At 35.3% G+C, this 13462-nt stretch carries 11 protein-coding genes, 1 tRNA gene and 3 pseudogenes; 6 read left to right on the top strand and 9 right to left on the bottom strand.

Annotated elements, in window-relative coordinates:
* Positions 1 to 25 precede the first annotated feature (25 nt).
* From AAGD74_RS06485 to AAGD74_RS06475, 3 genes are all read left to right on the top strand, one after another.
* Entirely contained in the window at positions 26 to 2185 is a 2160-nt protein-coding gene (locus AAGD74_RS06485) for a ComEC/Rec2 family competence protein (RefSeq protein WP_236514433.1), read from the top strand.
* 61 nt (positions 2186 to 2246) lie between these two features.
* Positions 2247 to 3932: a hypothetical protein gene (locus AAGD74_RS06480; RefSeq protein WP_077188323.1), complete on the top strand. Its 1686-nt coding sequence runs from the start codon at positions 2247 to 2249 to the stop codon at positions 3930 to 3932.
* 71 nt (positions 3933 to 4003) lie between these two features.
* On the top strand, positions 4004 to 4897 hold the full coding sequence (locus AAGD74_RS06475) for an RluA family pseudouridine synthase (protein ID WP_341810777.1): 894 nt from the start codon (positions 4004 to 4006) through the stop codon (positions 4895 to 4897).
* Between the two features lie 2 nt (positions 4898 to 4899).
* On the opposite strand, the pseudogene AAGD74_RS06470 reads toward AAGD74_RS06475, so the two are convergent.
* The 5 genes and pseudogenes from AAGD74_RS06470 to AAGD74_RS06450 form a co-directional block, all read right to left on the bottom strand.
* Positions 4900 to 5732, bottom strand: a pseudogene (locus AAGD74_RS06470) (IS5 family transposase).
* Positions 5733 to 5787: 55 nt separating this feature from the next.
* Positions 5788 to 5994 (bottom strand): annotated as a pseudogene (locus AAGD74_RS07350) (transposase); the annotation flags it as partial.
* Positions 5995 to 6380: 386 nt separating this feature from the next.
* Positions 6381 to 7313, bottom strand: a complete 933-nt coding sequence (locus tag AAGD74_RS06460; RefSeq protein ID WP_006279615.1) for a tyrosine recombinase XerC — start codon at positions 7311 to 7313, stop codon at positions 6381 to 6383.
* Between the two features lie 2 nt (positions 7314 to 7315).
* Positions 7316 to 8704 carry a dihydrolipoyl dehydrogenase gene (gene lpdA, locus AAGD74_RS06455; protein WP_236514553.1) on the bottom strand — a complete coding sequence of 463 codons (1389 nt, stop codon included), beginning with the start codon at positions 8702 to 8704 and terminating at the stop codon, positions 7316 to 7318.
* Positions 8697 to 9806 (bottom strand): PQQ-binding-like beta-propeller repeat protein, encoded by a 1110-nt coding sequence (locus tag AAGD74_RS06450; protein ID WP_341810629.1) that lies wholly within the window; start codon positions 9804 to 9806, stop codon positions 8697 to 8699. The genes lpdA and AAGD74_RS06450 overlap by 8 nt, the downstream gene beginning before the upstream one ends.
* 359 nt (positions 9807 to 10165) lie before the next feature.
* On the opposite strand from AAGD74_RS06450, the gene AAGD74_RS06445 reads away from it, so the two are divergent.
* The 3 genes from AAGD74_RS06445 to AAGD74_RS06435 are packed head-to-tail and all read left to right on the top strand — an operon-like array spanning position 10166 to position 11106.
* On the top strand, positions 10166 to 10459 hold the full coding sequence (locus AAGD74_RS06445) for a transposase (RefSeq protein WP_080717625.1): 294 nt from the start codon (positions 10166 to 10168) through the stop codon (positions 10457 to 10459).
* A gap of 37 nt (positions 10460 to 10496) precedes the next feature.
* Positions 10497 to 10880: a transposase gene (locus tag AAGD74_RS06440; RefSeq protein WP_341810628.1), complete on the top strand. Its 384-nt coding sequence runs from the start codon at positions 10497 to 10499 to the stop codon at positions 10878 to 10880.
* A complete protein-coding gene (locus tag AAGD74_RS06435; RefSeq protein ID WP_022626339.1) occupies positions 10855 to 11106 on the top strand; it encodes a hypothetical protein in 252 nt (83 codons plus the stop codon). Before AAGD74_RS06440 ends, AAGD74_RS06435 begins: the two co-directional genes overlap by 26 nt.
* Before the next feature lie 106 nt (positions 11107 to 11212).
* On the opposite strand, the gene AAGD74_RS06430 is transcribed toward AAGD74_RS06435, so the two are convergent.
* The 4 genes and pseudogenes from AAGD74_RS06430 to AAGD74_RS07345 form a co-directional block, all read right to left on the bottom strand.
* Positions 11213 to 11299, bottom strand: a tRNA-Ser gene (locus AAGD74_RS06430).
* Positions 11300 to 11330: 31 nt separating this feature from the next.
* Complete coding sequence (locus AAGD74_RS06425) at positions 11331 to 12137, bottom strand: DUF2163 domain-containing protein (protein WP_010962809.1); 807 nt, start codon at positions 12135 to 12137, stop codon at positions 11331 to 11333.
* A 110-nt stretch (positions 12138 to 12247) separates the two neighbouring features.
* A pseudogene (locus AAGD74_RS06420) lies at positions 12248 to 12676 on the bottom strand (transposase); the annotation flags it as partial.
* An 11-nt stretch (positions 12677 to 12687) separates the two neighbouring features.
* Positions 12688 to 13454, bottom strand: a protein-coding gene (locus AAGD74_RS07345; RefSeq protein ID WP_410529903.1) for an IS5 family transposase whose coding sequence is annotated in 2 segments (ribosomal slippage) — positions 12688 to 13127 and positions 13127 to 13454 — 768 coding nt in all. Because the reading frame shifts where the segments join, the coding sequence is not laid out codon by codon here.
* Positions 13455 to 13462: the final 8 nt, after the last annotated feature.

Below are 13462 nucleotides of genomic sequence, written 5' to 3'. Positions count from 1 at the left end.
AAAAAGAAAAATAAAATTTCACCACATGCAAATATCGACACACTTATTAACTTTTCTTGACATAATAGTTAGTTATATACGTAACAATCTGCGCAATGAACAATATAACTTGATACTGTGGTTTCCTGTTTTTCAGTGTGTAGGAATTCTAACCTATTTTTCCCTAAGTTTTGAACCAAGCTGCATATCTATTTTTCTTTTGCTTTTACCCACACTAATTTTGATTGCAATATTGTATAAAAGGTACGCGATATTGTGTATCGCTTTAATTGCAGTGCTCATAGGATTTACAGCTAGTAAATTAAGAACAGCTTTAGTTGATACTCAAATTCTTGATAAAGAGAGATATGTAAAAGATATCGTTGCCACAGTGAAGGATATTAACGACAGGGGCTCATATAAACAATTTCTGCTTTCTGTTGAAAAATCCCCTACTATCTCAAAATCCTCTCCTGTCATCCCAGCGCCCCCTTTTGTCATCCCAGTACTTGACCTTACCCAGAAAAAAAAGATATGGATTCCAGCGTCACGCGCTGGAATGACACCGGATAGAGCTCTAGATAACATCAGAATATCAGTTAGAACCAAAGTGGAAAAAGGCATTAAAATAGGCGATCAAGTAAAATTATCAGCAAAACTCTTCCCTCCAAAAATTGCGCCTTCGGAGTATGCATACGATTTTGCAAGAATAGCATATTACCAGAAAATAAGTGCAACAGGTTTTGCAACAAGCAAAATAACCCTGCACAAAAAGGCTGAAGCAAGGAAATTTCTAGAGTATATAGAATCTTTCCGTCAATACATTTATGAAAACCTGCAGCAAAATATCAAAAAACCACATGTAGACATAATTTCTGCATTACTGATCGGTAAAAAAGACGGCATAGATCAAAAAACTATGGACGCGATACGAGATTCAGGTATAGCACATTTGTTTGCCATATCTGGTTTGCATTTATCATTCGTTGCTGGTCTGTTTTTTGTAGTGTTTCGTAATTTATTCGCAATATCTGAAACTTTGACTCTTAAGTATAACACCAAGAAAATATCTGCATTTCTTACCATTTTGCCAACCACGTTTTATTTGTTGATTACCGGTATGCAAATTTCTGCTCAGCGTGCCTACATCATGGTGATTTTAGTACTCGTTGCAATAATGATAGAGAGAAAATATCGAGGGTTAATAGCAATTGCGTTTGCTGCTGCAGTGATACTTATCATAGAACCAGAAGTAATTTTAAAGCCTGGCTTTCAGATGTCATTTTCTGCTGTTTTGGCACTGGTTGCCAGTTATCAAATTAATGCTAATAAATTGTTCAAAATAAAAATAATGAAATATTTTGTGTCGATAATGATTAGCTCAGTAATAGCAAGTTTAGCAACTGTTCCGTACACGATATACAATTTTAATTATTTTTCAATTAGTGGCATTATCACAAATTTAGTTGCTATACCAATAGTTACATTAATTATTATTCCACTTGGAATAATCTATGTTTTGTTGATTCCTTTCGGTATTGAATGGATTATAGCGCCACTTATAGAACGCCCAATTGACAGCATTTTGTATATAACAAACGCTATCGCTAGTCTTCAGTATTTGGTTATTCCCATTCGCACTTTTCCTGCATCATCAATTATTATAATAACACTTGGTTTATTGTGGCTGTGCTTGTGGGAAAGAAATTGGCGTTTCTTCGGAATTTTCTTTATTGTGCTGGGTATTTGCTTTAGCACCGCATATAAAACCCCCGACATACTAATAAATGCTGATAATGTTGCTGTAAAAGAAAGTGATAACTTACTATATTCTCTCACCAGGAAAAATAGGAACTTTGTTGTCAAAACATGGGCGAAGCAAAATGGGCAGAACCAAATTTTGAATCATAAAAAATACAATAACTCAGATAAAAGGCTAAAGTGTAACGATTATGGCTGCATATATAATAAAGGAAATAATAAATCAGTGTTGCTAGCTTATAAGGAAGAAGATATTCTAGAAAATTGTGATAAAGTTGATTTAATAATTCAATTAAGTGAATTCGACTATTCAGTTTGTAATACTAAAACTATCAAATATGCCAATCTAAAAACATATGGCACACATTCAATTTGGTTAACAAATCGTTACATAAAGATTAATAAAGTGCGCTCTAATAGGCCTTGGCACATGTTGAAAAATTAAGAAACTTGATTTTAAGGTTTGGTTAATGTATACCTAAATAAGTTTAAACTAGAAAAATGTTATGGTTACAGACACTAAAGATCCTTTCAAAGACTATTTTGATTTTTTAGGATTTAGAAAACTTTCTGACCAGCCCAGTAGAATTTTGAGCTCTATAAGAAAGTATTCTGGTACTATATCGATAGCAAGTACCATTGCTACTCTTATAGCATTTACTACCTTTTCTATTCAGCCTGTTATAGTAAGTATTGCTGGATTTGCGTTCACGCCAGCACCTCTTGCCTTTATTCCTCTTGCAGTTTTCTTATTTACTGCTGTTATAAACTTTATAAATACACAAAAAATAAAAGAGAATGAGATAGATAAAAAAGTAGGAAACTATCAAGTTGATGAACAGTACAGCCAGATTGTTCAAGAAGCCGAAAAAATTGAAATTGTAACAAATTTAGATCGTAAGAGGAAAAAGCTTTCAATAGTTTTACCAATTTCTAAGACGCAGAGAAAAATACTAGAAGATATAGAAGCAGAAAATAGAAATAGGATTCTCTTGTTTACAGGATCATATGTATTTGGTGCTATTATAGTAGTTTCAGCAATATCACAATCCATTAATGCTCCAATAATATTAATAGCTTTATTAGTCGCTATTCTTTTATGCATCATATCAACACTTAGCAATCTAATAAGTAATAGCGTGGATCATGAAAATCATACTATTAGAAAACACAGTTCTTTAGGTCTTCTATTTCCATACTGGTCTGGAAAGGGCATGGTTGTATCAGTAGTAGAAAATAAGCTTGGTAAAAGGGAAAATGAACTAATATCTCTAATGAAAAAACTACTTAGTCCGCTTTGCAACTCATTTGACAGTAACCTTAAAAAAGCTTGCGATTTACTTGATAATAGTCTTTTAAAGCCTGCAAATATTAACATTAAAGAAACGCTTGATCACCTAAAAAAAATCAGAGAAGACATCAAAAAAGATTTAGATTGGCTACATGCAGAAATTTCAGAAGTTTTAAACAACACTAAAGAATTGACAAAAAAAGCACATTCACTAGATATTGAAGGTACTTTTTCTAGGTTAGAGAATGCTATTAAAATTGCTGAAGATAAGATTGAACGATTTGAACCAAGCCGCTTTGTAGGCTGGCTTCAATCAACTACGCAGTCTAATAATAACGAGTTCCTTAGCATGCTAAAAAAGTTAAAAGAGGATACAGAAAAGGAAAAAACGGAATTGAAGATGCAATTAAACGTAGTAAGGAATGAATTAGAAGAAATAAAAAAGAAGCAAGCTCAACCAAGTACGCCTGATTTAGAAGCTAACAATGGAAATAATACTAATAAATTATTAGTGTTAGAAAATAAAGTCAAAGAACTACGTGACACAGTTAGAAAGTTAGAGCTGGAAGCAGAACAAAATAAGCTGCAGCAAAAGAAGGAAAAGTTAGAGCAAAAAAAATCTGAACAAGAAAAAACAGATGAATGGAAAGAAAAAATCAATGGCAACCCAAGTGACTTTCTATATTATTTATTAGAATCTATTAAGCTGGAAGAAAAAGATAATAAAGAAAAAAAGGTTGAGGCAACATTACGGGATTTTGATAACAAAATAATAATTCACTGGAAAGATGGCTCTCAAACAATTTGCCATATTAAAAAACAAGGTGATCTTCCTAGTACAAAAGTTGATTTTGTAGATCAAAATATTCAAGCAGCATTTGCAGTAGCTCGCGCGGGGTAGTTGTTATAGACCACTTAGAAGTAACCTTAAGTGTTAATAATGACAAAGAGAAATTAAGGTTAGACACCTATATAGCTGAAAAATGCAACATATCACGCAGCAAAGCGCAAAGATTGATACAAAATGAGCAGGTGAAATTACTTGGCACACCGATAATTAATAATGACTACATAGTAAAACCAGATGAAGAGTATGTGGTGCATCTCGTTCAACCTGACATATCCACATCAATTGAGCCTAATTATGACATAAAACTTGATATCGTCTATGAAGATGAGGACATTATAGTTCTGAGTAAACAAAGTGGATTAACAGTGCACCCAGGTGCTGGGACAAACAATGATACGCTTTTGAACGCAGTTATCGCTCACCTTGATGTAAGACCAGGAATTGTTCATAGACTCGATAAAGATACTAGTGGGCTAATGGTAATTGCAAAAAATGAAGCAGCCCATAGTTTTTTGTCTGAATTGTTATCGAATCGCAAAATAAAGCGGGAATACTTAGCAGTAGTTTGGGGAATATTATCTTCCCAGCAGGGAACTATAGAAACTAACATTGCTCCAAAGCGTGGTAATAAAGAAATGATGTGTGTTACAAAAACAACGGGCAAATTAGCAATCACTCATTACTCAGTAGAGAAAGTTATAGGACAAGCAAGCCTCGTTAAATGCACTTTAGAAACAGGTAGAACGCACCAAATTCGAGTCCACATGAGCCACATAGGACATTCTATAGTTGGTGATCAAGTTTATGGGAAAAATAGTAGTAAAAGCACAAAATATGCTAAAAACTCTAGTTTTATTCGTAATTTCAACAGACAAGCACTACATGCTTATACACTGGGCTTATACCACCCAAAAAGTAAGGAATACATGGAATTTGTCTCTGATTTACCACAAGATATAAAAACTTTAATTGGTGAGTTTGAAAATATACCTAAGAGGTTGTCCGGAAACAAGTAAATTCAAGCATATTCCCTCTTTAACATAACCCTACTCATAGCTAGGTATATGAAATTCTCAGTGGATGTTGTGAGTAAATCATACTCCTTCGATAGCCTTCTATTCCTATTAACCCAAGCAAAAGTCCTTTCTACAACCCATCTTCTTGGCTGTACTTTAAACCCTTGTTCTCTTGTTGGTAGTAGCTCAGGTGGCGTATCTTTGTGCACCCAAAATCTACATGGAGGCCTTGTAACAATTTCAATATCTATGTCATATTCTTCCTTTATGTGATTCTTTAAATTTCTTCCTTGGTATCCCATGTCAGCCCACATTTTTTTAACTTTAGTATATTTTGTTCTCATATTGTTTAATGCTATTTTAATACCATCTCTATCATTTTCGTTAGCAGCGCCTACGTAACAACCTAGTATAAAACCCTGAGTGTCTGTAATTATATGCCTTTTTCTACCCTTTACTTTTTTACTTCCATCATAGCCTTTGATCCCCCCTTTTCTGTAGTCTTTACAGATTGACTATCTACTATACAGGCACTCGGCTGCTCATTCCTTCCTATTTTTCTTCTACTATATTTTGTAATTTCATAATTCATTTTCTCAAAAATTCCCTGCTTCTTCCATTGCCTGAACTGCTCATACACAGTCTTCCATAGCGGAAAATCATTTGGTAAATACCGCCATTGACACCCTGTACGCAATACATAGAAAATTGCTTCTAATATTTCTCTTTTGCTATACTTTGGCGGCCTTCCTCCTTTCTTGTATGATACTCTGAAGTGTTTTTCTATTCTTGCCCATTCCCTTTCGCTTAGATCTGTTGGATACTTTTTTCTCATCTTTACCCCGTACTAAAATTTCAGATATTATAGCCTTTTACTTGTTTCCGGACAACCTCTCATACACAGTCTTCCATAGCGGAAAATCATTTGGTAAATACCGCCATTGACACCCTGTACGCAATACATAGAAAATTGCTTCTAATATTTCTCTTTTGCTATACTTTGGCGGCCTTCCTCCTTTCTTGTATGATACTCTGAAGTGTTTTTCTATTCTTGCCCATTCCCTTTCGCTTAGATCTGTTGGATACTTTTTTCTCATCTTTACCCCGTACTAAAATTTCAGATATTATAGCCTTTTACTTGTTTCCGGACAACCTCTTACTAATCAAGTAGCTCGACTGACTGAAGAAAGAGATAGGCTTTCATCAGAAAATAGACGGCTCTGTACTGAAAGTCTGAGTAATAAAAACGAAAAACCCTCGCAAGCAATTTCTCCTGGTAAAAAACAAAGCAACTACGCTTCTGCTGCTTTTGTATTATCTGGAGCGTTTGCTGTTGGTGCATGTTTAGCAGTTTTATACGATTATCCAGTAATAGGTTCTTGTCTTACAGCAGTTGCACTGGTTCTTCTTTTAGTAGGATATTTTTTATACAAAGGAGATGAAAAAGACATAGGACCTGGTAGTGCCACAGATAATCCTCGAGTTACAAGGGTTTTGGCTTCTTCTCCAAACTTTGTTGGAAATTCTTATACATATTAAAAACATCTTGATAATTGAGGTGAGTGTAAACTTGAGTGGTCTCAAGACTCGAATGACCAAGCAGTTGTTGTATTGATCTTATGTCAATATCTTCCTGAAGCAAATGAGTAGCAAAACTATGACGAAATGCATGTGGAGATAAGATTTCTGGCAGATTTAATATTCTCCTTATTTTCTGCAAACGATTAGCCACATAAGTTCTTCCCAATTTTTTTCCTCTTACTCCTAAAAAAAGATATTGTGCTTCATCATTAATGCCAAGATAAGGACAGGTTTTTACATATTCCTGTATACATTTTTTTACTACCGGAAGAATGAATACCTGCCTTTGTTTATCTCCCTTACCTGTTACTATTAAACTTTCATTGTTAATATCACTAACCCTAAGGTTCAACGCTTCACTGATTCTTAAGCCTGTACTATATAGCAGGACGATAATCGCAATTTCTCTTTTTACCACCCAAGATTCGCCCAGATCGGATAGTTTCATTTCTTTCAATAAAGTTTTTATATTAGGTATTGATAATGCTTTGGGCAAAGTTCTTCTCTGAATTGGCCTTGATAAGGAAAATACAGCTTCATTGTCTATATTGTAGTTGTTTTTTATGTACTTGAAAAAATTTCTGATTACTGACAATGCACGAGCGTTAGATCTTGCATTCACACCTCTTGCGTAACGAGAGGTAAGCCAACTTCTTAACTCAGGTACGCTCAATTTTTCCAAAGTGCCGACATTTACTTCTCCACCAATGTGAGTATTTAGGAAACTTATAAGATCCTTCAAGTCCCTCATGTATGACTCTAAAGTGTTTGGTGAATAAGATCTGTTGCACCTCAGCCACTCATACCATTTTTCAATGATTGAACCGAGGTCCACAATTATTTTTTAAAGAAAGCATCGATGCACGCATCTCGAAAGGCTTCATTTATATCAGGATGAGAGTGACAAATTCTGTATATATCCTCTGCTGCTGCGCCATATGCCATTGCAACCGCTGCTTCGTTGATTAGCGTATCAGCGTATGCTCCTATGATATGCACACCTAGTATTGTATCTGCTCTGCTACAAGTCAGCACTTTCACGAATCCTTCAGCATCATCAGTGATTTTTGCTCTGCCATTTGCAGCAAATTGACACTTACCCACTTTGTATTCACGGCCAGCATTTTTGAGTTCCTCTTCGGTTTTACCAATCGAAGAAACCGCAGGGTGAGTGTAAATGACAGATGGTATGATTCCATAATCAACGTGAGGTACTTGCCCAGCGATTATCTCTGCAACTGCTACCCCTTCTTCCTCTGCTTTATGAGCAAGCATTGCTCCACCGATCACATCACCAATAGCAAATATTCCTTTCACATTAGTTTCATATCTGTTGTTAACTTGAACGAAACCGCGATTATCTTTTTCTATTTTTTCATCAATACCAAGATTCTCAGTGCATGGTTTGCGACCTACTGCAACCAGCACCTTATCTGCTTCTATAGTATTTGTTTGGTTATCTTGAGCAGAGCAAACTTTCACACTCAAAGAGTTACTACTTTGTTTTATCTCCTCAACTTTAGTGCTAAGTAAAAATTTTATTCCTTGTTTTTGTAGACTAGAAAATAGAGACTTACTTAATTCTCCATCCATTGCTGCAGCGATTCTGTCAAAAAATTCTACTACAGTGACTTCAGACCCTAGCCTCCTCCATACAGAAGACATTTCAAGCCCTATTGCCCCGGCTCCGATTACGACAAGTTTTTTTGGTACTTCAGTTAAAGATAGTGCACCGGTGGAAGAAATAATACTTTTCTCATCGATATTAATTCCTGGCAAAGAAATAACGTCAGAACCGGTTGCAATTACTATATTTTTTGTCTTCAGCACCTTACCTTCAACTGAAACTTCAAGATTACCTTGGTCAAAAGAAGTAATTTCCCCAAGCCCATTGACTTTAGTGATTTTGTGAAGGTTAAACAGATATTCTATACCTTTTCCAAGTTCCTGAACTCTGGCATCCTTATAGCCTAGCATTTCTTTTAAGTCGAAACTTGCGTCCTTAATTTTTATGCCAAACTTCGACAGATCATTTTTCGTGTGAGCATACTGATAGGAAGAATGGAGCAATGCTTTGGAGGGTATGCACCCAACCCGCAGGCACGTACCACCAAAAATGCTATTTTTATCTATGCAGGCAACTTTCAATCCAAGTTTTGCAGCAGCGATAGCACACTTATAACCACCTGGACCACCACCTATAACAATCAGGTCATAATCAATCATAAAGAACAAACCTATTTTCTAAAGAATAAACACCTTTTCCCTCAGTTGTTACATATATTTTATCGTGAGTAAAGACTGGAGTGTGAAACACATTGCCAGGTACTTTGACTACCTTTCCTGCATTTTCAGATCCCGGAAAAGCAAACATTGAACCTTTATTGCTTGTCACCCACAGTGTATGGGCATGCATAATTGGAGCAAACAATTGCGTATTTTCTATTAAATCAGATGCCCAGACTGTTTCTCCATTTTTTATATCCAGGCCAATTATTTTATCGTCTTTAGTAACTATAAAAATTCTTCCGCCTTCTTTTTGCTCCTTTGGAGGAATAAGAGGACTGTAATATGATTCAATGTCTGATACACTTTTTACTTGCAGTGACTTTGACCATAAAATATTCCCTGATTTTACGTCAATACCATAAATATAAGAATTGTTTGTAGCTATTAAAGTATCGCCAAGCACTCTCGGTGTAGTAGTTACATCTGTGAGCTGTGTATCCAAAAGGTTTGTAGCCAATTTTTGGCTCCACAATTTTTTACCGTCTTCATTAAAAGCTATTAACTCACCATTTGAAAATGGCGCTATTATTTTATCGTTAGAAATTGCTGGCGATATGGAATACAAACCTCGAACCTCATTGATACCGTTTTGATAAGCCCAAACGAAGCTGCCATCTTTTATATCAAACACGTACAGATAATTATCAATAGTCAATACTACCAATTTATTGTTTATTACTGCTGCTTTCTCTCTTACTGGAGCTCTCAATTCTTTTTCCCACTGAATCTTGCCGGTTTTTGCATCTATTATGTGTAGAACGTTATCCACTATAAAGAAAACGTTTCCTCTGTGACGCAATAGGCTCATGTTACTAATTTTTTTTCTGTGTGAGAGGTGTAATTTCCAATTCATAGCCTTTGAGTTATCAATATCAAAGGAATATAAAGCGCCGTGCTTGTCTGATAAAATAACGCTATTTTCTGTAAGCACTGGAGCTACATATCCTTGAGATAGTTTTTTATCCACTAGACTTATTCTCTCGCTTGCCATTGTGTAACTGCTACACAATAACATTATCATGACAATTATTACTTTCATTATTTATTGAAAACAAGATTCATTAATATACATCTTAAGAACCTTAATTACAACGGAAATGTTCTTGCTGCATGTTAAAAACGTTGATTTATGAACGAAATATTATATTATTATGTGAGATAATGTATACTCTTAGAGGTAGTACACCTCATCCACTATGCGGCAACGTGCATAGCTGTACGAACATTGAGATATAAAAGTAATTTATACCAAGAAGAAAGATGTCATCCAAATAGCCTCTTTTCCTGTCATCCCAGTGCTTGACACTGGGATGGCTCTGTTGCATCGCAACTGAAAAAATCTGGTGGCTACTGACAAAATTCATTATAAAATAGCCATTTAACCGCTTAAGGAAAAATATGCCACAAAAAATGAGAGTTAGTAACTGCCATGAATATAACAAATTTCTAGAAAAAAGAGGAAATATTTTTCGTTACATCGATAAAGCTATCGAAAATTGGTATGAAAATAGTCCAAAAATGCAGGGCGGCAACTATATTTATAGTGATAAAGTTGTGATTTTAGTGCATATAATCGTTAATCTTTTTAGAATTGGCTTAAGACAAACAGTCGGGTTTATAAAAGGATATTTGCAACAAATAGGAAGAGATTTGGCAGTTATCAGCTATTCGCAAGCTTCAAAAAAAACTTAATATTAAGATCAATGATTGCAGAATTGATAAAAATAATATGGAAGATATCGAAATTGCCATAGACAGTACAGGAATTAGTATATACAACAACACTCCTGGTCATAGCAAAGAAAATAGCGAAGATAGAAAGTATCGCAGCTATGAACAGACAAGAAAATTGCATGTAATGTTGAATACAAACAGCAAAAAAGCCATAGCTGTAAAATACAGTAACGGTGTCTACTCTGATCACTATGGAGCTTGTGATTTGCTAAAAGAAGTCGATTTTCAGTATGTCATAAAAGTACTATATGCAGATAGGGCATATGACAGAGAAAAGCTCTATAAGCTGTGTAATCAATATGGTATAAAAACGAAAATTCCTCCGAAAAACAACGCAGCAGAGCATCCAAAGTATGGCAGAGAGAAATGCTGCAATTAGACTAATAAAGTCATACAGCGAAGATGGAATGAAGAGGTGGAAAAGGCAAACAAACTACGGAAAAAGATCTTATGTAGAAAGTTTTTTCTCGCGACTGAAACAAACATTCGGGTTTAATTTTCGGAACAAATCTGAAATTAATCGTGGGAAGGAACTGCTACTCAAGTGTTATTTGCTTAATCAATTTACTGACATTGGTATGGCTAAATTTGAAATGGCTACATGAATTTATCGTAAATTACCACCGCATAGTTGTAACATTGTACCATATTACAATGTTCGTACAGTTGTGCGCGCGACCGGGGGTTTTATACTATTCTAGAAGCAACATACGGAAAAGGGGGGATTCGAACCCCCGACATATTTTCATATGTGCACGCTTTCCAAGCGTGTGCTTTAGACCACTCAGCCACCTTTCCATGCTTATTCATAATATTGAAAATTGTACTGCTAAACAATATAAAAACCTGGTATATAGGGTTCACCACGAAAATTCACAGTATTGTTAAACTTGCTTCTGCAAGTTGGAAATGTTTTATCGCAACCTGCGAGTATTGAATATTTATCTCCAGCAAAAATTTGGTATGGAGGCGAAGTAAACAACGTAACTACTTTATTTTTATATTCTTTTACTACACCTTCAAACGCTATTGAGCCAAAGAATTTTACTACTCCGTGCTTATAATATTCATCACTCTCAGTTAAATTCGTGTCTTCAAATCTTCTTTCGTCTATTACTTTAGTGATTGTACTTATTTTACTAAATTTTTTAGTATCGGCTTTACATTTATCATCGCAAAATTGTGCTCTGCATGCAGGAGAGTATAATTCTGCTATGCTTCTCTCAAGCTTTGCTGAAAGCCCTCTAATTTCAACAATAAATCTTCCACTACTTAATGTCACTTTACCAAAAATTCCTGAATGTAGATTCATTGTTCCCTGGGTCAAGTCTTTATAATTCACAAGAAATATTTCAATATTTGCAAAGTCGTACTTTCCTGATAAAACATCTTCTTCTTTAATATCAGCACTATTTAATATCCCTTCAATTTCTAGATTATCAGTTTTTAAATCGCTGTTTAATATTATACTACTGGCTGTAAATCCACTTGAAGATTTATAGAGTATATTATCAATATTTAAATCTTCATCATAGTCAGTGAATCCCATTACTTCTCCACCTGCGAGCTTTAATTTCCAGCACGTAGCGGTGGTAAGTAATTCTCCAGCTAAATGATTTTTTAGTGTGGTTTGCATAGGGGCCTCTTGCTTAATTGATTAAATTTGAAAGTAGCTATACGGCCAGTAGAATAAGGGCAGTGTGTTCTTTTCTCATCATCTCAGAGGTTGTCCGGAAACAAGTAAATTCAAGCATATTCCCTCTTTAACATAACCCTACTCATAGCTAGGTATATGAAATTCTCAGTGGATGTTGTGAGTAAATCATACTCCTTCGATAGCCTTCTATTCCTATTAACCCAAGCAAAAGTCCTTTCTACAACCCATCTTCTTGGCTGTACTTTAAACCCTTGTTCTCTTGTTGGTAGTAGCTCAGGTGGCGTATCTTTGTGCACCCAAAATCTACATGGAGGCCTTGTAACAATTTCAATATCTATGTCATATTCTTCCTTTATGTGATTCTTTAAATTTCTTCCTTGGTATCCCATGTCAGCCCACATTTTTTTAACTTTAGTATATTTTGTTCTCATATTGTTTAATGCTATTTTAATACCATCTCTATCATTTTCGTTAGCAGCGCCTACGTAACAACCTAGTATAAAACCCTGAGAGCCTGTCTTGAAAACATTTAAGTAGCTAATTTATTAAGCATAAGAGTAATCATATCAAAGAGAATATTAATCTTGGAGGTGAGAGGAGAGTGTTCATAATCCTTACTCATACGCCTAAAATTGGAGAGCCAAGCAAACGTCCGTTCAACAATCCATCGCTTAGGAATGACCTGAAACCCTACAGCATCACTAGCTTTTTTGGCAATTGTGAGTAGACATCCCGTTTTCAGAAAACAGTGATTTTGCAGAGCACCCGTATATCCTTGATCAGCAAAAAACTTCTGTAATGTTGGTATTTTCTTTTTCGCTTGAACAAAAAGACCCAAAGCTCCGTCACGATCTTGAACGCTTGCACTATGTACATCAGCGGTAATGATAAGACCCTGTGTATCTACAATAATATGACGTTTACGGCCTTTTATTTTCTTGCCAGCATCGTAACCTCTGGATCCCCTTTTTGAGTCGTTTTTACTGACTGACTGTCTATTATTCCAACCGATGGTGTATTATTTTTACCAACCATTTCTCTTACCTTTTTCACCAAAGTGTCATGTATTTCCTGCAATTTTCCGTTTTTACTCCACCTAAAATAATGATCATAAACTGTTTTCCACGGCGGAAAGTCTTTTGGCAGCATTCTCCATTGACAGCCACCTCTCATTATATACCTTATTGCATTAATAATTGCTCTGATGTTATGCTTCCTTGGCCTCCCTATTGCTCCTTGTGCAACATGTGGCTCCAAAATTTCCCATCCCTTATCACTTATATCGCTTGGATACAATTTTACCT

This window comes from Wolbachia endosymbiont (group A) of Campoletis raptor, assembly GCF_964026755.1.
GTDB lineage: Bacteria > Pseudomonadota > Alphaproteobacteria > Rickettsiales > Anaplasmataceae > Wolbachia > Wolbachia pipientis.
This window is presented reverse-complemented; position numbering and strand designations above follow the sequence as displayed.